Origin of the sequence: Thermus antranikianii DSM 12462 (assembly GCF_000423905.1) — a bacterium.
Classification (GTDB): Bacteria; Deinococcota; Deinococci; order Deinococcales; family Thermaceae; genus Thermus; species Thermus antranikianii.
The window spans coordinates 51672-71755 of the sequence record NZ_AUIW01000005.1 but is presented as its reverse complement, the minus strand read 5'-3'; the positions used below and the strand labels follow the sequence as shown (position 1 = coordinate 71755).

23 protein-coding genes and 1 pseudogene are annotated in these 20084 nt (G+C 64.8%); 6 read left to right on the top strand and 18 right to left on the bottom strand.

Features of this window, described 5'->3' with window-relative positions; translation table 11 throughout:
- Nucleotides 1-4: 4 nt before the first annotated feature.
- Together G584_RS0106300 and G584_RS0106295 are read left to right on the top strand one after the other, a co-directional pair.
- Complete coding sequence (locus G584_RS0106300) at nt 5-916, top strand: NAD(P)/FAD-dependent oxidoreductase (RefSeq protein WP_028493862.1); 912 nt, start codon at nt 5-7, stop codon at nt 914-916.
- A 2-nt stretch (nt 917-918) separates the two neighbouring features.
- Nucleotides 919-1476, top strand: a complete 558-nt coding sequence (locus G584_RS0106295; RefSeq protein WP_028493861.1) for a molybdenum cofactor guanylyltransferase — start codon at nt 919-921, stop codon at nt 1474-1476.
- Here the strand turns inward: G584_RS0106295 and lon are convergent.
- Both lon and G584_RS0106285 read right to left on the bottom strand, forming a co-directional pair.
- The gene (gene lon, locus G584_RS0106290) at nt 1473-3860 is read right to left on the bottom strand and encodes an endopeptidase La (RefSeq protein ID WP_028493860.1); all 2388 of its coding nucleotides are present in this window, start codon (nt 3858-3860) and stop codon (nt 1473-1475) included. The two genes, G584_RS0106295 and lon, sit on opposite strands and share 4 nt — an antisense overlap.
- A gap of 77 nt (nt 3861-3937) precedes the next feature.
- A complete protein-coding gene (locus G584_RS0106285) occupies nt 3938-4468 on the bottom strand; it encodes a hypothetical protein (RefSeq protein WP_028493859.1) in 531 nt (176 codons plus the stop codon).
- Between the two features lie 52 nt (nt 4469-4520).
- Between G584_RS0106285 and G584_RS0106280 the strand changes: the two genes are divergently transcribed.
- Complete coding sequence (locus tag G584_RS0106280; RefSeq protein WP_028493858.1) at nt 4521-5549, top strand: quinone-dependent dihydroorotate dehydrogenase; 1029 nt, start codon at nt 4521-4523, stop codon at nt 5547-5549.
- A gap of 24 nt (nt 5550-5573) precedes the next feature.
- Here the strand turns inward: G584_RS0106280 and G584_RS13135 are convergent.
- The 16 genes and pseudogenes from G584_RS13135 to G584_RS0106205 form a co-directional block, all read right to left on the bottom strand.
- Nucleotides 5574-5744 (bottom strand): annotated as a pseudogene (locus G584_RS13135) (Uma2 family endonuclease); the annotation flags it as partial.
- A 4-nt stretch (nt 5745-5748) separates the two neighbouring features.
- Nucleotides 5749-7029 (bottom strand): dihydroorotase, encoded by a 1281-nt coding sequence (locus G584_RS0106275; protein WP_028493857.1) that lies wholly within the window; start codon nt 7027-7029, stop codon nt 5749-5751.
- Between the two features lie 27 nt (nt 7030-7056).
- On the bottom strand, nt 7057-7962 hold the full coding sequence (locus G584_RS0106270) for an aspartate carbamoyltransferase catalytic subunit (protein WP_028493856.1): 906 nt from the start codon (nt 7960-7962) through the stop codon (nt 7057-7059).
- Complete coding sequence (pyrR, locus tag G584_RS0106265) at nt 7959-8504, bottom strand: bifunctional pyr operon transcriptional regulator/uracil phosphoribosyltransferase PyrR (RefSeq protein WP_028493855.1); 546 nt, start codon at nt 8502-8504, stop codon at nt 7959-7961. The genes G584_RS0106270 and pyrR overlap by 4 nt, the downstream gene beginning before the upstream one ends.
- Before the next feature lie 210 nt (nt 8505-8714).
- On the bottom strand, nt 8715-9044 hold the full coding sequence (locus G584_RS0106260) for an SPW repeat protein (RefSeq protein ID WP_028493854.1): 330 nt from the start codon (nt 9042-9044) through the stop codon (nt 8715-8717).
- 61 nt (nt 9045-9105) lie between these two features.
- Nucleotides 9106-9852 (bottom strand): sulfite exporter TauE/SafE family protein, encoded by a 747-nt coding sequence (locus tag G584_RS0106255; RefSeq protein WP_028493853.1) that lies wholly within the window; start codon nt 9850-9852, stop codon nt 9106-9108.
- 5 nt (nt 9853-9857) lie between these two features.
- Nucleotides 9858-10802: a 2-hydroxyacid dehydrogenase gene (locus tag G584_RS0106250; RefSeq protein ID WP_028493852.1), complete on the bottom strand. Its 945-nt coding sequence runs from the start codon at nt 10800-10802 to the stop codon at nt 9858-9860.
- Nucleotides 10802-11203 carry a type II toxin-antitoxin system VapC family toxin gene (locus G584_RS0106245; RefSeq protein WP_028493851.1) on the bottom strand — a complete coding sequence of 134 codons (402 nt, stop codon included), beginning with the start codon at nt 11201-11203 and terminating at the stop codon, nt 10802-10804. The genes G584_RS0106250 and G584_RS0106245 overlap by 1 nt, the downstream gene beginning before the upstream one ends.
- Nucleotides 11200-11454, bottom strand: coding sequence for an AbrB/MazE/SpoVT family DNA-binding domain-containing protein (locus G584_RS0106240; RefSeq protein WP_028493850.1), 255 nt, complete (start codon nt 11452-11454; stop codon nt 11200-11202). The genes G584_RS0106245 and G584_RS0106240 overlap by 4 nt, the downstream gene beginning before the upstream one ends.
- A gap of 43 nt (nt 11455-11497) precedes the next feature.
- Complete coding sequence (locus G584_RS0106235) at nt 11498-12808, bottom strand: TldD/PmbA family protein (RefSeq protein WP_028493849.1); 1311 nt, start codon at nt 12806-12808, stop codon at nt 11498-11500.
- On the bottom strand, nt 12805-14199 hold the full coding sequence (locus G584_RS0106230; RefSeq protein ID WP_028493848.1) for a TldD/PmbA family protein: 1395 nt from the start codon (nt 14197-14199) through the stop codon (nt 12805-12807). Before G584_RS0106230 ends, G584_RS0106235 begins: the two co-directional genes overlap by 4 nt.
- Before the next feature lie 78 nt (nt 14200-14277).
- The gene (holA, locus tag G584_RS0106225) at nt 14278-15177 is read right to left on the bottom strand and encodes a DNA polymerase III subunit delta (RefSeq protein ID WP_028493847.1); all 900 of its coding nucleotides are present in this window, start codon (nt 15175-15177) and stop codon (nt 14278-14280) included.
- Between the two features lie 3 nt (nt 15178-15180).
- Entirely contained in the window at nt 15181-16338 is a 1158-nt protein-coding gene (locus G584_RS0106220; RefSeq protein ID WP_028493846.1) for an acyl-CoA dehydrogenase family protein, read from the bottom strand.
- A gap of 84 nt (nt 16339-16422) precedes the next feature.
- Nucleotides 16423-16632 carry a hypothetical protein gene (locus tag G584_RS0106215; RefSeq protein WP_015717699.1) on the bottom strand — a complete coding sequence of 70 codons (210 nt, stop codon included), beginning with the start codon at nt 16630-16632 and terminating at the stop codon, nt 16423-16425.
- 5 nt (nt 16633-16637) lie between these two features.
- Nucleotides 16638-17063: a DUF1999 family protein gene (locus G584_RS0106210; protein WP_028493845.1), complete on the bottom strand. Its 426-nt coding sequence runs from the start codon at nt 17061-17063 to the stop codon at nt 16638-16640.
- A 7-nt stretch (nt 17064-17070) separates the two neighbouring features.
- Complete coding sequence (locus G584_RS0106205) at nt 17071-18402, bottom strand: vWA domain-containing protein (RefSeq protein WP_028493844.1); 1332 nt, start codon at nt 18400-18402, stop codon at nt 17071-17073.
- Nucleotides 18403-18459: 57 nt separating this feature from the next.
- On the opposite strand from G584_RS0106205, the gene G584_RS0106200 reads away from it, so the two are divergent.
- From G584_RS0106200 to tsaD, 3 genes are read left to right on the top strand one after another with little or no spacing between them, the layout of a single operon-like run.
- Complete coding sequence (locus G584_RS0106200; protein ID WP_028493843.1) at nt 18460-18747, top strand: ribbon-helix-helix domain-containing protein; 288 nt, start codon at nt 18460-18462, stop codon at nt 18745-18747.
- Entirely contained in the window at nt 18713-19093 is a 381-nt protein-coding gene (locus G584_RS12355) for a type II toxin-antitoxin system VapC family toxin (RefSeq protein ID WP_083964865.1), read from the top strand. The genes G584_RS0106200 and G584_RS12355 overlap by 35 nt, the downstream gene beginning before the upstream one ends.
- Before the next feature lie 2 nt (nt 19094-19095).
- The gene (gene tsaD, locus G584_RS0106190; RefSeq protein WP_028493842.1) at nt 19096-20067 is read left to right on the top strand and encodes a tRNA (adenosine(37)-N6)-threonylcarbamoyltransferase complex transferase subunit TsaD; all 972 of its coding nucleotides are present in this window, start codon (nt 19096-19098) and stop codon (nt 20065-20067) included.
- Nucleotides 20068-20084: the final 17 nt, after the last annotated feature.

The following is a 20084-nucleotide window of genomic DNA, read 5'->3' as shown; positions in this document are numbered from 1 at the left end:
TGGGATGAGGAAGGTGGAGGAAGCCGAGGCGGTGGTCCTGGGAGCCGGGGTGGCGGGGCTTACCGCCGCCTGGCTTCTCAAGGAAAGGGGCCTTAGGGTGCGGGTGGTGGCCCAGGACTTAGGGGGGGCGAGCCGGGTGCCCGTGGCCTTGGTGAACCCCGTGCGGGGGAAGCGTTTTACCCTGGCGAGAAAGGGAGAGGAGGCCCTCGAGGCGGCCCTTCGCTTTTACAGCCGCTTCGTGCCCCTGCACCTGGGTGTCTATCGCCCGGTGCCGGAAGGGGAGAGGGAGAAGGTGGCCTCTCGGCTTGGCGGGCTTAAGCACACCTGGGACGAAGGGGGTGTCTTGCTGGAAGAGGCTTTCTGGCTGGAGCCCAGGCCCCTTTTGCAGAAGCTCTCGGAGGGGGTTAGCGTGCTCAGGGCCCGGGTTCTGGCCTGGGAGCCCCCCTACCTTTTCCTGGAAGGAGGAGGGCGGATAAGGGGGGAGGTGTTGGTCTACGCGGGGGGTGGGCAGGGAGCCCATCTTTTGGGCCTGGAGGGACGGTACATCCCGGGGCTGGTCCTCCTTCTGCTGGATTACTTTCCCCGGGCCATCAGCTACCGGGTCTACCTGGCAGGAAGCGTCCTAGGGGGAAGCTACCTCCCCCATTGTACTGGCCCCGAGGCTCCCCCTCCCACGGAAGGGGAGGTGGAATGGCTTCTAAAGGGCGCGGAAGACCTTCTGGGCTACCGCCCTTTGGTGGCCTCCGCATGGCGGGGAGTGCGCTTCCGGTTGGACCACTCCCCTTCGCCTAGGGACGTGGATCTTCCTTACCTTTTTCCTGTGGAAGGCGGCTTTGCCCTTACGGGCCTGGGTTCTACGGGTTTTCTCTACGCTCCTTGGTTGGGGGAAAGGCTTCTTGAGGCCTTAGGATGGTAGGCGTGTACTCGGGGGCGGTGATTGCCGGGGGGCTTTCCCGCAGGTTTGGAGAGGACAAGGCCCTTTACCCCTATCGGGGAAAGCCCCTGATCCAGTGGGTTTTGGATAGCCTCCAGGAGGCGGGGGAGCGGTTCATCGTGGCCAACCGGCCCTATCCTGGCTTTGGCGTGCCCGTGTATTCCGACCTGCTTCCGGGGGCGGATAGCCTTTCCGGCTTGCACTCCGCCCTCTTTCACGCCCGCTACCCCTGGGTGGCGGTGGCGGCCACGGACCTGCCCTTTCTGAGGCCGGAATACTGGGCCTTTCTCTATGAGCACGCCCTGGCCTCCCCTTACCCGGTGGTGGTGGCCTATAACCCGGAAGGCCACCTCGAGCCCCTCATGGCCTTCTACCACAAGGACTGCCTTCCCCAGGTGGAGCGGCAGATCCGGGAAGGGGACTTCCTCCTGAGGCGGGTGGTGGAGGTGTTGGGAGCCACCTATATCCCAGCGGAGGAGGTGGTGGAGCGCTTCGGCACCCAGATCTTCCTGAACGCCAACCGCAAGGAGGAGCTTCCCTAAGCTCCTGCTCCTGGCTGGGGTCTTTCCGTAGAGGCCACGGGGGGTGGGGCAGGGGGCAGGAGGAGGAGCCTGAGTACCTCTCCCACCTCCTCCACGAAGGTGATCTCCAGGTCCTTGAGGATTTCCTCCGGAACCTCCTTGAGCTCGGGTTCGTTCTCCTTGGGAAGGATCACCCGGAAGATGCCCGCTTGGTGGGCGGCCAGAAGTTTTTCCTTCACCCCACCGATGGCCAAGACCTTGCCCCTGAGGGTGATTTCCCCGGTCATGGCGATGTCCATGCGCACGGGGCGCCCCGTAAGGGCACTGGCCAGGGCGGTGGCCATGGTGATACCGGCAGAGGGACCATCCTTGGGAGTGGCTCCTTCGGGAACGTGGATGTGGAGGTCGTACTCCTTATGGAAGCCCTCGGGTAGGCCCCACTCTTCCCGGTGGGCCCGGAGGTAGGTGAGGGCGGCGTGGGCTGACTCCTTCATCACCTCCCCTAGGTTGCCGGTGAGGTTCACCTTACCTGTGCCAGGTACGGCCACAGCCTCGATGGTAAGGAGAGCCCCGCCGTAAGGAGTCCAGGCCAGCCCCTGGGCAACTCCAACCTGGGGAACCTTCTCCGCCCGGTCCGGGCGGTACCTGGGCACGCCCAGGTAGGCCTCGAGGTCCTGGGCATCCACCACCCGCACGCCCTCCCAGGGGCTTTCCAGGTAGTCCTTGGCCGCCTTGCGGGCTACCTTGGAAAGCTCCCGGTCCAGATTCCTCACCCCTGCCTCCCGGGTGTACTCTTGCACGATGCGCTCTATGGCCCGGTCGGTGATCTCCAGTTTGCCCTCGAGGCCCGCTTCCTTCACCTGGAAGGGCCAGCGGAAGTGACGGGCGATGGCCCGCTTCTCCGGAAGGGTGTAGCCTGGGATTTCAATGACTTCCATCCGGTCCAGAAGGGGTTTGGGAATGGTGCTTAGGGTGTTGGCGGTGGTGATGAAGAAGACCTTGGAGAGGTCGTAGGGAACATCCAGGTAATGGTCGGTGAAGGTGTGGTTCTGCTCGGGGTCCAGGACCTCTAGAAGGGCCGAGGCCGGGTCTCCCCGCCAATCGGAGGAGAGCTTGTCGATCTCGTCCAGCAGGAAGACAGGGTTTATCACTCCCACCTGCTTCATTCCCTGGATGATTTTCCCGGGAAGCGCTCCGATATAGGTGCGCCTGTGGCCCCGGATCTCCGCCTCGTCCCGCACGCCACCTAAAGAGATGCGGTGGAACTTGCGGTTCATGCTACGGGCGATGCTCTTGCCCAAGGAGGTCTTGCCTACCCCGGGAGGTCCCACGAAGCAGAGGATAGGAGCATGGCCCCTGACCTCCTTTTCCTTGGTAAGCTGGCGCACCGCCAGGTACTCCAGGATCCGCTCCTTTACATCCTTGAGGCCATAGTGGTCCTCGTCCAGGACCCGCTTGGTGACGGAGATGTCCAGGACCTCCGGGTCAGCCTCAGTCCAGGGAACATCCAAAAGCCAGTCCAGATAGGTCCGGCTCACCGTGGCCTCGGGGGAGCCGGGCTGCATGCGCTCCAGGCGCTTAAGCTCCTTGAGGGCCTTTTCCTTGACCCCCTCGGGCATGCCCTTTTTCTCGATGCGCTCCCGGAGCTCCTCGATCTCGGAGAGGAAGTCCTCCCCGCCCCCGAGCTCCTTCTGGATGGCCTTCATCTGCTCCCGGAGGTAGTACTCCCGTTGATTCTGGTCCATCTGCTCCTTGACCCGGGCGGCGATCTTCTTGTCCAGCTCAAAGCGCTCCAGGTCGCGAAGAAGCAGGGCCAGGACCTTTTTAAGCCTTTCCTCCACCTCCGGGGTCTCCAGGATGTCCTGCTTCTCCTCGAGGCTCCAGGTGGCGTGGTGGGTTACCAGGTCCGCCAGGATGGCGGGGTCCAGGGTGCTCTTGACTGCTTCCTGCTGGTAGCGGTCTAGGCGCAGGGTCTTGTGGTTTTGCAGGTAGCGTTCAAAGGCCTCCTGCACCTCGCCTACCAGAACCCGGGCGAGGCTTGGGTCTTGCAGGGGGGGTTCGGGCAACACCTCTCCCACGGCCCTCAGGTAGGGGGCGGCCACGTAGGAAACCAGGCGGGCCCGGTTCCTGGCCTCCACCATTACCTGCAGGGTGCCGTCGGGCAGGCGCATGGCCTGTTTGACCACCGCCAGGGTGCCCACCGCAAAGAGGTCCTCGGGGGTGGGGTCGTCCACATCAGGGTCCTTCTGGGTGACCAGGAAGATGTAACGATCGGCGTTAAGGGCCTCCTCCACCGCCCTTTTGCTCTTGGGGCGACCCACGTCCACCCCGGTGGTGGTGTGGGGGAGGATCACGGTGTTCCTCAGGGGAAGTACGGGAAGTTCCAGGCGCAAGACGTCCTTCATCTAGCCCTATCATAGCGCCGGCAGGGGCAAAGAAAAAACCCGGAGGCACAAAGGCCCCCGGGGGTGGGTTTGGCTTTTCAAAAGCCCACCGTCACCGTGGCCTTGAGGTTTTTGAGGGCAAAGTTCACCAGCCTCTGGGGCAGGCCCTGCACCTCGAGGCCCAGCCAGAACTGGCCCTGGGCGATGCCCTGGGTGAGATTCCTGCCCGTTAGGGTTAAGGGGGCAGAGGAAGAGTTGTTAAAGAAAGCTTCTCCCGATTTTTCGTCGTCGGGGCCGATGCTACAAGCGTAGGCGGGAATGATGCTGAGGTCCATGCAACCGGGGTCGGTTTTGGGATCCTTAAGACGCACGTAGAAGGCCAGGGTGGTGTTTAAGGGCTGATCGGCCTCGAGGGTGCCTTGGATGACCACACTCTTGGGGGAAACAGGGGGTGGGTCAAAGGTGGCTGGATTCTTTGGGTAGAGGATTTCCCCCTGGGTATCGGGCAGGGCCTGGGCGCTGAAGGTTTGGTCGGGGAGAGGCACGGTAACGGTAAAGGAGCAGGCGGCAAGCAGAAAGCCGAGGCTTAGGACAAGGCTCTTCAGGCCGATACGGAAGCCCTCACGCATGGGCTAGGTATACCTTGGAAAGGACGGCTATGTCAAGGTACCATGGGCCCGTATGCACCGCCTGCTCTTCGCCCTGGACCCGGAGGAGGCCCACGAGCTCACCTTAAGGTTTCTTTCCTTCTGGTCGGAACGAGGGCCCCTGCTGGAGGTTCCCGCGAAGCTTCTTAGGGTGGAGAACTCGAGGCTCGAGGTGGAGGCCTTTGGCCTTCGCTTTCCCAATCCCTTGGGCCTGGCGGCGGGGGTGGATAAGGATGCCCGGGCTTTGGGGGCCTGGTGGGCTTTAGGCTTCGGCTTCGCCGAGGTGGGTACCCTCACTCCCAGGCCCCAGGAAGGGAACCCCAGGCCCCGGCTTTTCCGGCTGGTGGAGGACTATGCCCTTATCAACCGCATGGGTTTCAACAACCAAGGGGCGGAGGAGGCGGCCAGGAGGCTTAAGCGCTTCCGGAAAAGGGAGCTTCGTTTCCCTGTGGGGGTGAACCTGGGCAAGAACCGGGATACCCCCTTGGAACGGGCGGCGGAGGACTACCAAAGGGCCCTGCAGGTCCTGGAGCCTTATGGGGACTATTTCGTCCTCAACGTGAGTTCCCCCAATACCCCGGGGCTACGCACCCTGCAGGAAGGTCCCTTTTTGGATGAGCTTCTTTCCCGGCTCCGCCCCGTCACCCGAAAGCCCCTTCTCCTCAAGGTGGCCCCGGACCTCACCTTTGAAGCCCTGGACCAAGCGGTGGAGCTTTGCTTGAAGCATGGCCTCGAGGGCCTGGTGGCGGTAAACACCACCCTGGAGCGCCCAAACCTCAAAAGTCCCCTGGCCAAGGAAGCTGGGGGGCTTTCGGGGAGGCCCTTGAAGGAACGGGCCCTAGAGGTGCTGCAGCATCTTTCGAGGGTGGAGGGTCTCACCCTGGTGAGCGTGGGAGGGGTGGAGGGTCCTGAGGATGTCTGGGAGCGCCTGAAGCTAGGAGCCAGGTTGGTCCAGGTCTACACGGGCTTCGTCTACGGGGGCCCCCTTTTCCCCCGCCGGGTGTTGAAGGGCCTTCTGAAGCTTATGGAGGCGGAGGGGGTGAGAAGCCTGAAGGAGCTTTAGGTCCCTAGACGGTGAGGGCGCAACCGCAAAGTGGATGCAAGGGCACGAGGAGCCCTCCTTGGGGCGGATGCTTTGGCGAATGCGGTCCACGGCCTTCTGGTGCCGGTAGGTGGGCTGGGCTTCCCAAAGGGGAAGCCCCCCCACCCATTCCAGACGCAGGCCCAGTTGATCGGCTTCCAGGAGCTTTTTCAGCACGCTCTTATTCTAACGCCTGGTACACCACCCGCCCTTCCACCAGGGTGAGAACCGGCCACCCCCCTAAGACCCACCCTGCCCAGGGGGAAAACCGGGCCTTGGAGGCGAAGTTCCTGGGCTCCACGGGGCGCTCTTTGGGGTCCAGGAGGACGAGGCTGGCCTCGGCTCCTTCCTCCAGGTGGATGGGCTTCAGGCCCAGGATGGTGCGGGGGCCGTCGGTGAAGAGTTCCACCAGGCGCTTTAGGGGGAAGCCCCGCTTCAGGTGAAGCTCGGTGTATAGGAGGGGAAAGGCCACCTCGAGGCTGGGTATCCCAAAAGGTGCCCGCAAGAGGTCCATCTCCTTCTCCGCCTGGGTGTGGGGGGCATGGTCGGTGGCGATGGCGTCCAGGGTGCCTTCCAGAAGGCCTTCTATGAGGGCTTCCAGATCCTCTTGGGTGCGGAGGGGTGGGGCCACCTTGAAGAGGGGGTCAAAGGAGCGTAGGGCCTCCTCGGTAAGGGTGAGGTGGTGGGGGGTGGCCTCGGCGGTGACGGGAAGGCCGGCCCTCTTGGCCTCCCGCACCAGCTCCAGGCCCCGTTTGGTGGAGAGGTGCTGGATGTGGAGGTGGGGTTTCTTTTGGCTCCGGCGTACGGCGTAGCGCAGGACCTCGAGGTCCCGGGCGATCCGGGCGGCTTCCGCCTCTTTCGGGTTTCCCGGGAGGCCCAAAAAGTCGGCCAGGGGGCCATCGTTCATGACTCCACCCCGGCGCAAGGAGGCATCCTCGGCGTGCACCGCCACGGGGAGGCCGAAGGCGGAAGCCTGCAGAAGCCCTGCCGCCAAGATCCCGGCATCCTCATTGGTGCGGCCGTCGTCGGTGAGCAGGGAGGCACCGGCCTCCTTAAGGAGCCCGGCTTCCGTGAGGGCCTTTCCCTCCTGGCCCTGGGTCAGGGCGGCGGCGGGGTGGAGCCGGGCAAGCCCCAGGGCCTGGGCCTTCTTCCTCAGGGCCCGCACGGCCTCCGGGGTGTCCACGGGAGGTGTGGTGTTGGGCATGGAAACCACATCCGTGTACCCTCCCCGCACGGCGGCCAAAAGCCCACTGGCCAGATCCTCTTTCACCTCCTGGCCAGGTTCCCTGAGGTGGGCGTGAAGGTCCAGGAAGCCGGGGGCCAAGAGGAGGCCCTTCCCGTCCAGGATCTTTTCCGCTTCCCCGCCGCTTAGGCTAAGGATCCTGCCTTCCCCGATGAGCACATCCGCAGGACCCCGTTCCCCTAAGGCGTCCACCAGCGTGACATTCTTGATGAGCAGCATGCTTTCCTCTCCCTTCAAAGGGGTGTTTTACCCTTCCTTCCCCACCAGGAGGTGGTAAAGCACCGCCATGCGCACCGCCACCCCGTTCCGCACCTGGCGGTTCACCAGGCTTCTTTCCGAGTCCGCCAGGGTGCCTTCCAGCTCGATGTCCCGGTTCATGGGGCCGGGGTGAAGGAGGAGGGCGTGGGGTTTGGCCTTTCTTAGGCGCTTTTCCGTCACCTGGTAGTGGGCAATGTAGTCCTGGAGGTGGATGAGGCCGGCTTCCATACGCTCCTTCTGGAGCCTCAGCACCATGACCGCATCCGCTTCCGCCAAAGCTTCGTCCAGGTGGGGGGTGAGCCTGGCTCCGGGAAGGCTTTGGGGGAGAAGGGTGGGGGGGCCTGCCACCCACACCTCAGCCCCGAGAAGAGGGAGAAGCTCCACGTTGGAGCGGGCTACCCGGGAGTGAAGGATATCCCCCACGATGGCGATCTTCCTGCCCTCCAGGGTTCCCAGGGCCTCCAGGAGGGTGTAGGCATCCAGAAGAGCCTGGGTGGGGTGGGCCCGGCGGCCATCCCCCCCGTTCACCACCACCCCCTTCACCCACCGGGCGGCCTGGTGGGGGACCCCGGCGCTGTCGGCGCGGATGATATAGGCGTCTATGCCCATGGCCTCGAGGGTAAGCAGGGTGTCCTTGTAGCTTTCCCCTTTTTGCAGGCTGCTGGTTTGTGCGGCGAAGGACACCACATCCGCGGACATGCGCCTGGCTGCCAGCTCAAAGGAGATGCGGGTGCGGGTAGAGGGCTCAAAGAACACCGTGGCCACGGTGAAGCCCTGGAGGGCCGGCACCTTCTTCACCGGCCTTTCCAGCACCTCGGCCATCACCCTGGCGGTGTCCAGGATGTTTTCCACCTGGCCTCGAGTCCAGCCTTGGAAATCCAGGAGGTGCCTCATGCTTCCTCCCTTTCCCAAAGCTCCACTCGGTCCTCCCCGTCCACTTCCTTCACCTTCACCTTCACCACCTCGTTTTTGGCCGTGGGGACGTTCTTGCCCACGAAGTCGGCCCGGATGGGGAGCTCCCTGTGCCCCCGGTCCACGAGGACTGCCAGGTAGATGCGCCTGGGACGGCCTAGGTCCATGAGGGCATCCAAGGCTGCCCTGGCGGTGCGGCCTGTGTAGAGCACATCGTCTACCAGGACCAGGGCCTTGCCCGTGATGTCAAAGGGGATCCGGGTCTGACGCACCTGAGGCCGGATCCCGATCTCAGAGAGGTCATCCCGGTAGAGGGTGATGTCCAGCATTCCCACCGGTACCTCCTCCCCCTCAAACTCCCGGATGTAGTGGGCGATGCGTTCGGCTAAGGGGATGCCCCGGGTGTGGATGCCCACAAGGGCCAAGCCCTCCACGCCCTTGTTGGCCTCCACGATCTCGTGGGCGATGCGGTGTAGAGCCCGCCGCATCTCCTCGGCGTTAAGGAGTTCCGCCTTAAAGCGCACAAAGCACCTCCAAAAAGAAGCGGAGGCCGAAGCCCCCGCTTGGCTTTTCCCTATGGCTCTTCGTATATCGTTTCATCCCTCCTCCTTTCCGGCCTCACGGGACCGGTTTAAAGGCCGACCTTACCTTACCTCCTGTTTCCAGAAGGTGCAAGAGGCCAATCCGCCTAGGGTTGACCCTAGGCGGAAGGCTTGAGGTACCGCGGTACAAGCTTAGGCCGCTCGGGGCTTTTCCCGCGTGACGCTTAGGGCCAGGACACCCACCAGAACGCCCACGATAAGGGCGTTCCACATGGCGTTTCCCATGCCGCTAAACCCCAGGATCCAAGGGGAGAGGATGAGCCAGATGCCCAAGACCACGTTCACCCACTCCTCCCACATGGGGCCACCCCGGAGGTGCATGAGGGCCATGAGCCCCACCACTACCCCCACGATAACCGCGTTCCACATGGCGGCGGGGGTGCCGCTAAAGCCCAAAAGCCACGGGGAAAGGATGAGCCAAACGCCAAGGACAAGATTGGCCCAATCCTGCCAGCGTTGCATTTGCCCACCTCCTTTCCCCTTTACGGTAGTCCACCTTGTCCTCAAGGAATAGTGCAAAAGGTCACCGTTTCCTTCCGGAGGGACGGAGGTACCGCCAGGAAGTCCATAAGAGCACCATGGCGAAGACCAGGCGTAAGGTGGCCTCGGGTAGAAAGTGGGCAGCCTCGCCTCCCAAAAAGGTACCTAGGAACACCCCAGGTACCAGGCCAGGGACCAGAAGAGTGTCCACGTTGCCCAGGCGGTGGTGGGTGTAGGCCCCCACTAGGCTGGCGGGCATCATGGCGAGGAGGCTCGTGCCCTGGGCGGTGTGCTGGTCCATACCCAAGACCAGAACCATGGCCGGGACCATGATGGTCCCTCCTCCCACCCCCATCATGCCTGAGAGGAAGCCGGTGAGGCTTCCCGCCAGGAGGAGGGTGAGATCCTCCCAAACCTCGCCCCGCACCAGGCCCACAGGGGCCAGGTAGGGTTTCAGGAGGAGCAGAAGGGAAACGAAAAGAAGGAAGAAGCCGAAGGCCCGCTTGAGGTCTTTTTCCGCCAGGCCGTGGGCGTAGCGGGCCCCTAGGCGGGCGGTGAGGATGGCAGTGGCCGCCAGCAACAAGGCGGCCTTGAGGCTCAAGGATCCCTGGAGCCCGTAGGTGAGGGCGCCCATGAGCCCGGTGAAGAAGACCGCCACCAGGCTGGTGCCGTGGGCCTTGTGCTGGGAAAGCCTGAGAATCCCCACCATCAGGGGGATCATCACCGTGCCTCCCCCAAGCCCCACCAGTCCGCCGAATATCCCACCCAGGAGGCCGATCACGAAGCTCATGGGGCTCATACTACCGGGTTTGGTGGTTCCTTGCCCTCCAGCGCAAAGAGAAGGTTCTCCACCGCCATCTCCGCCATGCGTTCCCGGGTTCGCCTTCCTGCCGAGCCGATGTGGGGGGTAATGACGGCGTTGGGTAGGGTGTAAAGGGGATGTCCTGGGGGCAGGGGCTCGGGATCGGTGACGTCCAGGCCAGCTCCGAAAAGATGCCCCCTTAGGGCCTCCACCAGGGCCTCCGTGTCCACCAAGCCTCCCCGGGCGGTGTTGATCAGGATGCTTCCCGGCCTCATGGCGAAAAGCCTTTCCCGGTTCATGAGGCGGTAGGTTTCGGGAGTCAAGGGGGTGTGGAGGCTCACGATGTCGGATGTGGCCAGGAGTTCCTCCAGGGAAAGGTGGGGGTAGGGAAGGGGCTTTGGAACACGGCTCGTATAGACCACCTTCATCCCGAAAGCCTCGGCCCTTTTGGCCACCGCCTGGCCGATGCGGCCCATGCCCACGATGCCCAGGGTGGCGCCCTGGAGGTCCATTCCCAGAAGGAGTTCGGGATGCCAAGCCTGCCAAAGGCCCCTTCGGGCGTAGTCCACTCCCTCCACCACCCGCCTGGCCACCGCCAGGAGAAGGGCCAAGGTGAGGTCAGCGGTAGCCTCGGTGAGCACCCCGGGGGTGTGGGTCACGCGGATGCCCCGCGCTTTGGCCGCCTCGAGGTCCACGTGATCCACTCCCACGCTGTAGCAGGCGATGACCTTTAGTTCCGGGGCCCGGTCCATCACCTCGGCGTCGATGCGGTCCTCCACGGTGGGGATGAGGCCTATGGCTCCCTCTATCCTCTTGAGGAGGTCTTCCCGGGGGAGAAAAAGCCCCTCGTGGACCTCCACCTGGTAACCTGCTTCCCGTAAACGGTCCAAGGCCTTTCCCGGAAGGCTGCGGGTTACAAGGATTTTTCCCTTGGGCATCAGGGCACCACCTCGAGCTCAGGGAAGGCAAGCCGGTAGGGGCCAGGGTCAAAAGTAGCCAGGCTTAGGCCGTGGTAAAGAGCGTGGGAGCCGACAAGGAAATCCGCCAGGATGCGCCGGGGCAGAGAGGTTTTTCGCCTCTTCTGAGCGTAAAGGCCAAAGCGCTCGCCCGCCAGTTCCCAGATGGGAAGGGGCATCTCGGGCCGCAGGCGGATCCCCAGGCCTTCAAGGAAAGCCGCTATGAGGGGCCACCCTTGCCCGGCGCGAAGTTCAGCGTAAACCGGGGGGCTGATGAAAAGAACCTCCCGGGATAGCTCGTCCAGCAGGGAAACGGCCTTCTCATGTTGAGCGTCCTGGGGGTCCAGGGCAGAGAGGATGATGTTGGTGTCCAGGCTGATCATCCCTTGCGCAGTTTCCGGATATAGCCCACCGCGTTGTGCCCCGTGGTCTTTCCCACGGCCTCGGCTTCCTCAGGATAGGCTTGGAGAAGTTCCCGCAAAAGCTGCCGAACCGGTGGGCGCCAGGGGCGTAGGCGGATTTCTCCTCCCACCACTTCTACGAGGAGCTTTTCCCCGGGATGGAGACCCAAAGCCTGCCGAACCTCGGCGGGCAGGGTGATCTGGTATTTGGGGCTGATGGTGACCGTAACCATGCCTTTAGCTTAGCACTAAGCACCAAGCGCTTTTTGCTTTGCGCTAAGCTCCAGCAAAGGAAAGCTCCGCCACCGCCACCAAGGGGCTCCCGAAGGCGGCCCCCATCACCTCCCAGTCCAGCTTGTCCCCCACGGCCTCAATGGTTTGGAGAAGCTCCAAGAGATTCCCGGCCACCGCAAAGTTTTCCACCGCATAGCGCACTTCTCCCTCTTCCACCCAAAGCCCCAGGGCCTGCAGGGAGAAGTCCAGGCTCACGGGGTCGGCCCCGGCGTGAAGGCCCATGAACTCGGTTATCAGCACGCCCTTTTCCAGACGCAAGTTGCCCACGGGCTCCAGGTAGAGGTTGGTGGGAGCCACGTCCAGGATCCCGCGGTAGGTGCGGAAGGCGTGGCCGGTGTTCTCCTGACCCAGGGCTCTGGCGGTTTCCGCGTTGTGCAGGAAGGTTTTGAAGATTCCCTTCTCCACCACCACCGTGCGCCGGGCCGGGGTGCCCTCGGCGTCGAAGGGGCGGGAAAGGAGGCCCTTTTCCAGGGTGGGGTCGTCCACCAGGGTGACCCATTCCGAGGCGATCCGCTCCCCAAGCCGGTTTAAGAGGCGGCTTTTGCCCTCGAGGGCGCTTTTGGCGGAAAGGGAGCGGGAAAGCACCAGGAGAAGCCCTGCCATGGCCTTGGGCTCCAGGTAGGCCCGGTAACGGCCGGTGGGGAGGGGCCTGGCGTTTAAGTGCCTGGCGGTTTTCTCCCGGATCTCCAAGGCGGTGCGGCCGGGGTCCAGGAGGTGAAACTCCTTGGCCAGCTTGAAGTCCCAGCCTTGCTTGAGGCTTGGGCCATCCCCCATCACCAGGCTACCCCCCATCCCAGCAAGCCCAGTGCGGAAGGCACCCTCGGCCCCTAAGGTACTGGCTAGGGCTACCTGGACCTCCTTTTCCATGTAGCCCCCCATGAGGACGCTTCGGGTGCGGGGGTCTTCCCAGAAGGTCCTCTCCAGCTCCAGGGCGCTTTGCTTCTTGGTTTCCAGGGGGGCGGAAAGGCCCTCCCCCAGAAGATCGTGGCTTCCTAAAGCCTGGCCCGGGGGGATGAAGCCCTCCTTTCCCGCAAGAAGGGCGTTATCCCTGGCCTCCGATAGGGCCCACTCTAAGGCCTCCGGGGAAAGCTCTTCCGTGTAGGCGTAGCCCACGTGGCCTTGGACCACCACCCTGAGGCCGATCCCCCCCTGGCGGGCCTCCTTGATCTCCTCCAGAGTACCTTGCCGGGCCCTTAAGGAAAGCTCCCGCTCCTCCTGGAAGAGGACTTCCGCCTGAAGGCCCAGTTCCCGGGCCCGCCTCAGGAGGTACCGCTTGGCTTCCTCCAGCGTCATGCCCTACCTCCCACCACGATCTCCGAAACCAGCACATGGGGCTGGCCCACTTCCACGGGCACCATTCCCGAGAGGCTCCCGCACATCCCGGGGGCGTTTTCCCAGTCCTTGGCCACGGCCACCACCTTCCTGATGGTCTCCGGCCCCTTGCCCACCAGCATGGCCCCGCGCACGGGTTCTTCCAGGCGCCCGTGGCGGATGATGTACCCCTCCTGCACGGCGAAGTTGTACTCCCCGGAGCCCGGCTTCACCTGTCCGCCTCCCAACTCCTTGGCGTAGAGGCCGAACTCCACGCTGGCGATGAGGTCTTCCACCTCCTTGTCCCCCGGGGCGATGAAGGTGTTGCGCATCCTCGAGGTGGGGGCGAGGGTGTAGTCCTGCCTACGGCCCGAGCCGGTCATGGGGTAGCCGGTGAGAAGATGGCCCAGGCGGTCCACCATGTAGCTTTTGAGGATGCCCCTTTCGATGAGCACCGTGCGCTCCGTGGGGTGGCCCTCGTCGTCCACCTCCGTGGAACCCCAGGCGTGGGGGAGGGTGCCGTCGTCGATGTAGGTGACCGCAGGGCTTGCCACCTCCTCCCCAAGCCTATCGGCCAGGACACTGGCCTTTTTGGCCACACTGGTGGTTTCCAAGAGATGTCCCAGGGCCTCGTGGAAGATAACCCCGCCGAAGGCGTTTCCCACCACCACGGGCATGGTCCCGGCGGGGGCGGGCTTGGCCCGCAGGTTGGTAAGGGCTTGGCGGGCGGCCTTGGCCCCCACCTCCTTGGGGGGGAAGAGGTCGAAGAGTTCCAGCCCCACGCTCTTGCCGGGGGCCGCGTACCCCGTTTGCACCTCCGTGCCATCTTGGGCCACCGCCAGCACGAAAAGCCGGGTGCGGACCCTCTTTTCCTCGGCCCACGTGCCCTCCGTGTTGGCGATCAGGACCTCCTGCTCCCATTCCTGGAGGCTGGCCTCCACCTGCCTGATCTCCGGGGCGATCCTGGCGCCGGCCTCGGCCTCCAGAAGCCTTTCCAGACGGTAGCGCTTGTCCTTTTCCCCGTAGGGCGTCCTGGGGGTGTGAAGGCCCTTGGGCAAAGCCTTGCGGAAGTCCAGGCCCCCGGCACCCCGTTCGTCCACCTGGCCCAGGGCTCCCTTGGCCCGGAGAAGGGTTTCCAGGGCCTCCTGGAGGCCTTCGCGGGTGAGCTGGTTGGTGTAGGCGTAGACCACCTCGGTGCCGAAGAAAAGGCGGAGGCCTGCTCCGTAGTCCAGGCCGGAGATGGCCTCCTCCAGGCGGCCCGAACGCACGATCATGCGCCGCCTCCGGGAGCGCTCCGCGTAGATCTCGGCGAAGTCGGCCCCGCCCTTTAGGGCTTGCCGCAGGAGGGTTTCCACCAGATCTGGGCTTAGCATGGAAGGAGGCTAACCCAGGGCTGACCCACGGGTCAACTCCTTAGGGAAGAATTCCCTGGAGGACTCCTTTGGGGGGTGTCACGCAGGTTCTGCCGGGGTGAGGCGGAGGAGGGTGTAGACCACCCTTTCCAGGGCCAGCCAGGGATCCTTGCCCTCCTTGGCCCGGCGCTCTGCCTGGATCAAGACGTCCAGGCTGGCCTCGAGGGCTTCCTTGGGGAGGCCTCGAGCCAGCTCCAGCGCCCTCTTGGCCGCGTAGGGATGGGCCTCGAGGCGGGCGAGGTCGGCTTCCGTGGGCCTGGGGTTCTCCTTGAGAAGCATCCAGGCCCTGGCCAGAAGGGAAAACTGCCAGGCGAAGGCCCCAAGTAGCCTTAGGGGCTCCTCTCCCTCCTCCCTTAGCCGCCTTAGGTGGCGGAAGGCAGCCTTGGCCTCCCCTTCCAAAACCGCCCGCACCAGGTCAAACCCGCTTACAGGGGGCTTTAGGGCCACCACCCGTTCCACCTTCTCCAGGGTGAGGGGAGGTGGAAGAAGGGCGAGCTTCTCCAGCTCCCGTTCCAGGGCCTCGAGGTCCCCTTCCAGGGAGGCCAGGTACTGGGCGATGCCGGCGGGTAGCCTGAACCCCAGCCGCTTGGCCCGGTTTTCCAGGTGGCGGACGAGGTCCTTGCCCTTCGGGGTGGGGAAGTCCCGCCGCTCCCGGGTGCGGTAGAAGGCGGCCCGGGCGGTGGTGGGCTTGGGATCAAGGAGGAGCACGGCCACCTCCTCGGGGACGTTTTCCAGAAGGGGCTTCAACACCTTCCACTCCCCGTCGCTCACCTCCCTCAGGTCCAGCATGGCCCCGGCTTTCCCGAAAAGCCCGGGGCTTAGGACCTCCGCCAGGGCCTCGGGCGTAGGCTCGGTGAAGCGGGTGAGGCCCCGAAGGGAGGCCTCCTGGAGAAGGGCCTCCTTGGCCAGAAAGGGATCCCCCGTGAAGGCGATGACCATGCTCTAGAAGGCACTCAGCCCCGTGGCCTCCCGCCCCAGGACCAGGGTGTGGATGTCGTGGGTGCCCTCGTAGGTGTAGACGGTTTCCAGGTTGAGCATGTGGCGGATGGCGTGGTACTCCAGGGTGATGCCGCTTCCCCCCAGGATGTCCCGGGCTAGGCGGGCGGCCTTCAGAGCCTTCCACACGTTCTGCCGCTTGGCCAGGGAAACCTGGGCGGGCTTGAGCTTCCCCTCGTCCTTTAGCCGGGCCAGGCGCCAGGCGAGAAGCAGTCCCTCCGTGTGATCGGCCAGCATCTCCGCCAGCTTGGCCTGCACCAGCTGCTTTTTGGCGATGGGCTCGCCGAAGGTGCTCCGGCTTTTGGCGAACTCCACCGCCTCGGTGTACACCGCCTCCAAGGCTCCCAGAACCCCCCAGGCGATGCCGAAGCGGGCCTGGGTGAGGCAGGAAAGGGGGGCCTTGAGGCCCTCGGCCTTGGGCAGGCGCAAAGCCTCGGGCACCCTCACCTCCTCCAGCACCAGCTCGCTGGTCACCGAGGCCCTCAGGCTCATCTTGTGCTTCACCTCCCGGGCCTGGAAGCCTGGGGTGTCGGTGGGGACGATGAAGCCCAGAACCCGCCCCTCCTCGTCCTTGGCCCAGATGATGGCGATATGGGCCAGGTTGCCGTTGGTGATCCACATCTTGGTGCCGTTTAGGACCCAGGTATCCCCCTCGAGGCGGGCTTTGGTTTTCATGTTGCCGTAGGGGTCCGAACCCCCATCGGGTTCGGTGAGGCCGAAGCAGCCCACCATCTCCCCCCGGGCCAGCTTAGGCAGGAACTCCCGCTTCTGCTCCTCGCTGCCAAAGGCGTAGATGGGGTACATGACCAGGGAGCTTTGCACGCTCACAAAGCTCCTAAGCCCCGAGTCCACCCGTTCCAGCTCGTAGGCGATGAGCCCGTAGGCGGCGCTGGAAACTCCTGCCCCTCCGTACTCCGGGGGCAGGGTGGGGCCTAGGAAGCCCAGCTCCGCGAACCGGGGTATGAGGTGGGTGGGGAAGACCCCTTCCTCCCACCAGTCCCGGATATAGGGCAGGGCCTCCTTTTCCAGGAAGCGGCGGGCGGCCTTTTGGATCTCTTTCTCCTCCGGGGTAAGGAGGTCTTCTAAGGCGTAGAAGTCCAGCATGGGGCACCTCGAGGGGCAGTTTACCGGAAGAAGAGGGGGCATAGCTCCTCATAGCACCTCGGCGAAGGCCAAGGTGGGGTGGTATCAGAGCATCCCCGCCAGAAAGCCCTGCTCCCGGATGGTGCGGAGGAGGTCCATCACCGTGAGGACCTGAGGGTCGTACTCCACCAGGACCTGGGCGGGGCCGGTGGCCTGGACCTGGGAGGTGCCCTCGAGGTCCCGTAGCGCCTTAAGGATCCTCTCCATCCCCTCGGGGGTAGGCTCTCCCCGGATGCCGATGAGAACCCGGTTCATGGTCCCTATTCTAGGATGCCCCGGGTTTCTCCCCTTTGCCCCCGGCTTCCCAGGACCCTCACCGCCAGGACCAAGGGTCCGATGGCAAATCCCTGGGCCTGTAAGGCCGCCTGAAGGTCCTCCCGTTTGGGGTCCAGGTGCAGGGCCACCTCGTAAACCCCGGCGTCGTAGGCGCTTTTCACCACGGCGGCCAGGAGGCCCTCCAGGACCGTCTGGTTCCTGCCCTCCACCCGGGTGACGAGGACCGTGGTGGTCTCTCCCTGCCACACCGCCTGGGCCAGGGCGAAGCCCATGGGCTCCTCCCCCTCTTCCGCCAGGAAGGAGTGGCCGGTGCGGGCGAAAAAGCGCACGGCACCCAGGCTCAAGGGCCGGCTTCCCGCCACTTGGTTGAGGAGGTCCAGATCCAGCTCGGTGAAAGGACGGAAGCGCATGGGCCCATTATGCTTCCTGGGCCCGGGGTTTGGGGCGGAAGAGTAGGGCCTCGAGGAGGAGCACCAAGGCGGCGAGGAGGGCGAGGAACCGGCCTGCCCCTCCCTGGCTTGGAGGAAGAAAGCTGGGTCCGGGGGTGGGAAGAAGGGTTTCCACAGGGGAAAGGAGGCCCGTGCGCACCTCCCGGTAGGGTTTGAGGAAGTTGTAGACCAGGAGGGGGAAGAAGGGGCGCTCCTGGATGGCGGCCAAGGGGGGCAGGTAAAGCCCTCCTTCCGTGAAGTAGACAAGGCCCACCCCATCCTCCCCTTCCACCAGGGGCCGCCAGGAACTGGGGGGCGGGGGAGGAGGGGGCAGGCGCTCCCCCAAAAGGGCCACTCCTTCCAGGAGGGGATGAGGCGTAGCGAGGAGGACCGGGGTAGGGTTTCCCCCGGAAGGGGCCAGGTAGAGGGTTGGCCTATCGGGAAGCCCCTGGGGTACCCCGATGCGCACCCGCACCTCCTCCCCGGGAACCGCCCCCAGGAGGAGGAAGAGCCTTTCCAAGGCGGGGGCCTTGGGGTAGTCCACCCCAAGCCGCTTTAGGCCGAAGCCCGCCCCGTCGTCCAGGTCCAGGGCACCTCCATTCAGGAGCCGGGCGGTAAAGGTGGGGGGAAGGTTCTCCAGCCGGGCGAAGCCCCGGGCCGGAACCCGCACCTCCTCCACCCTGCCCCCCACCTCCACCTGGGCGACGAGGGTGCGGCTTGCGCTATTCCCTAAGGCCAAAAACCCCTGGGCCACGGCCACGATCCCCAGGTTCTCCCTGGGGCTTCCCACCCCGATGTACCCCTCCGCCCCAGGGGGCGCGGGGCCGTCGCTTGCCACCAACACCGGGGCCTTTAGAAGCCTCCGCCCCAGGGCGATGGCCTCCTCCAGCCGGGCCTCCCGGTCCCTTGCCTCCAGCGCCAGGAGCCGGGTCCTCAGGGCGATGCCGGGGGCAGGGCCATAGGCTTCCGGCTTTTCCCCAGCCCGCACCAAGACGGCCTCCGGGGTTCTTTCCAAAAGGGGGAGAAGCCTTTCCTTGGCCAGGTCCAAACGGGTCTTGGCTCCTTCCCGAGTGGCCATACTGGCGGAGGTGTCCACCACGAAGACCATGGGGGAGGGACCCAAGGGGGGATCCTCGAGGGCCAGGACCATCAGGGCGGCCGCCAGGAGAAGGAGGAAAAGCCTTAAGTCCAGCCGGGGCCGAAAGCGCTTCCTCCTGCCCCTCTGCCAAAGCCACACCCCGGCCCAGGGGCGCACCTTGGGCCTCCTCGCCCGGTAAAGGAGGTAGACGAGGAGGAGCACCGGAAGGAGGAGCCAGAGCATTGCCCTTAGCCTAGTCCCTTCTTGAGGGTATCTGCTAGAGTAGCAGAAGGTGATACCATGCCCGGGGTGCTGGTGCACTTGAGGCTTCCGGAAGAGCTTGTAAAGCGCCTGGATGAGGAGCGGAAGGGGCGTTCCCGAAGCGAGGTGGTGGCGGAGGCCCTGGAAGACTACCTCAGGCGGGTGCGGCTTCTCTCCCTGGTGGAGGAGGTGGCGGGTTCCGTGGGTTTCGAAGAGGCTCCCCACTGGGCCACGCCGGAGGATGTGGTGGGCTATGTCCGGACTTTGAGGGGGGAAACGGAGGCCCGTTTGGATGCGTTATCTCCTGGACAGCACGGTGATCATTGATCTCTTTCGGGGCCATCCCCAGGTGGTGGCCTGGGTGCGGGGGAGTCTGGCCCAGGGGGCGACCCTGTGGGTTACGCCCATTACGGTGGCGGAGGTGTTGGCAGGCGTTCCGGAGAGGGGATTGGAGGCCCAGCGCCGGTTTCTCCGGGAGCTGGGTTTCGCACCTTTAGACTTCGCGGTAGCCGAGCGGGCTGCAAGGCTTTTTTGGGAGAGGAAGGTCCAGGGAGCCCGGCTTCCTTTAGTGGACCTGTTGCAATGGGCAGCGGCGGAGGTGCACGGCCTCACCTTGGTCAGCTCTAATACCCGCCATTACCCGGGCCCGGTGCTGGACCCGAGGGAAGGATAGCTATGTGGATTTTGGGCATTGACACCTCCTGTGACGACACAGGGGTAGGCCTGGTGAAGGACGGGGAAGTGGTGGTGAACCTGGTGGCCAGCCAGGTGGCCCTGCACCAGGCTTTCGGCGGGGTGGTGCCCGAGCTGGCCAGCCGGGAGCACCTGAAGGTCATCCGCCCCCTTGCGGAAAAGGCCCTGGCCGAGGCGGGGATAGGGCCCAAGGATCTTTCCTTGGTGGCGGCCACCCGTGGCCCTGGGCTCATCGGGGCCCTGCTAGTGGGGTACACCTTCGCCAAGGGCCTGGCCTGGGCCTTGAGGAAGCCCTTCTATGCCATCCATCACCTCGAGGCCCACATCGCCGCTGCCTGGCCTCCTGGCCTGAGCCCTCCTTTTTTGGCCCTGGTGGCTTCGGGTGGGCACACCCACCTTTTCGCGGTGGAGGCCCTGGGCCGCTACCGGCTTCTCGGGGCTACCCGGGATGATGCCGCCGGGGAGGCCTTTGACAAGGTAGCGAGGCTTCTCGGCCTGGGCTTTCCCGGGGGGCCTGAGATCGAGCGCCTGGCCCAGGAAGCCAGGGAGAAGGTGCCCTTCCCCGTCCCCCTCAAGGACCAGAAGGGATACGAGTTCAGCTTCTCCGGCCTCAAGACCAAGGCGGTGCAGCTGGTGGAGGCTGGGCATCCCGCCCCGGCCTTGGCCAGGGGGTTTCAGGAGGCGGCGGTGGAGCACCTGGCCCAGGTGGTCATCCGGGCTGCCCAGGACACGGGCCACCGGGTGCTTTTGGTGGCAGGAGGGGTGGCTGCCAACCGGGCCTTGCAGGCTCGCTTCCGGGAGGCGGGGCTTACCGTGTACTTCCCTCCCAGGGGCCTTTCCCAGGACAACGGGGCCATGGTGGCCTTGGCCGCCTGGCGCCGTTACCAAGGAGGTTTTCCCCCTAGCCCCTTGTCGCTTGGGGCCACCGCCTACTGGCCCCTCGAGGAGGCCTGAAGGCTTTCTCATCCTGT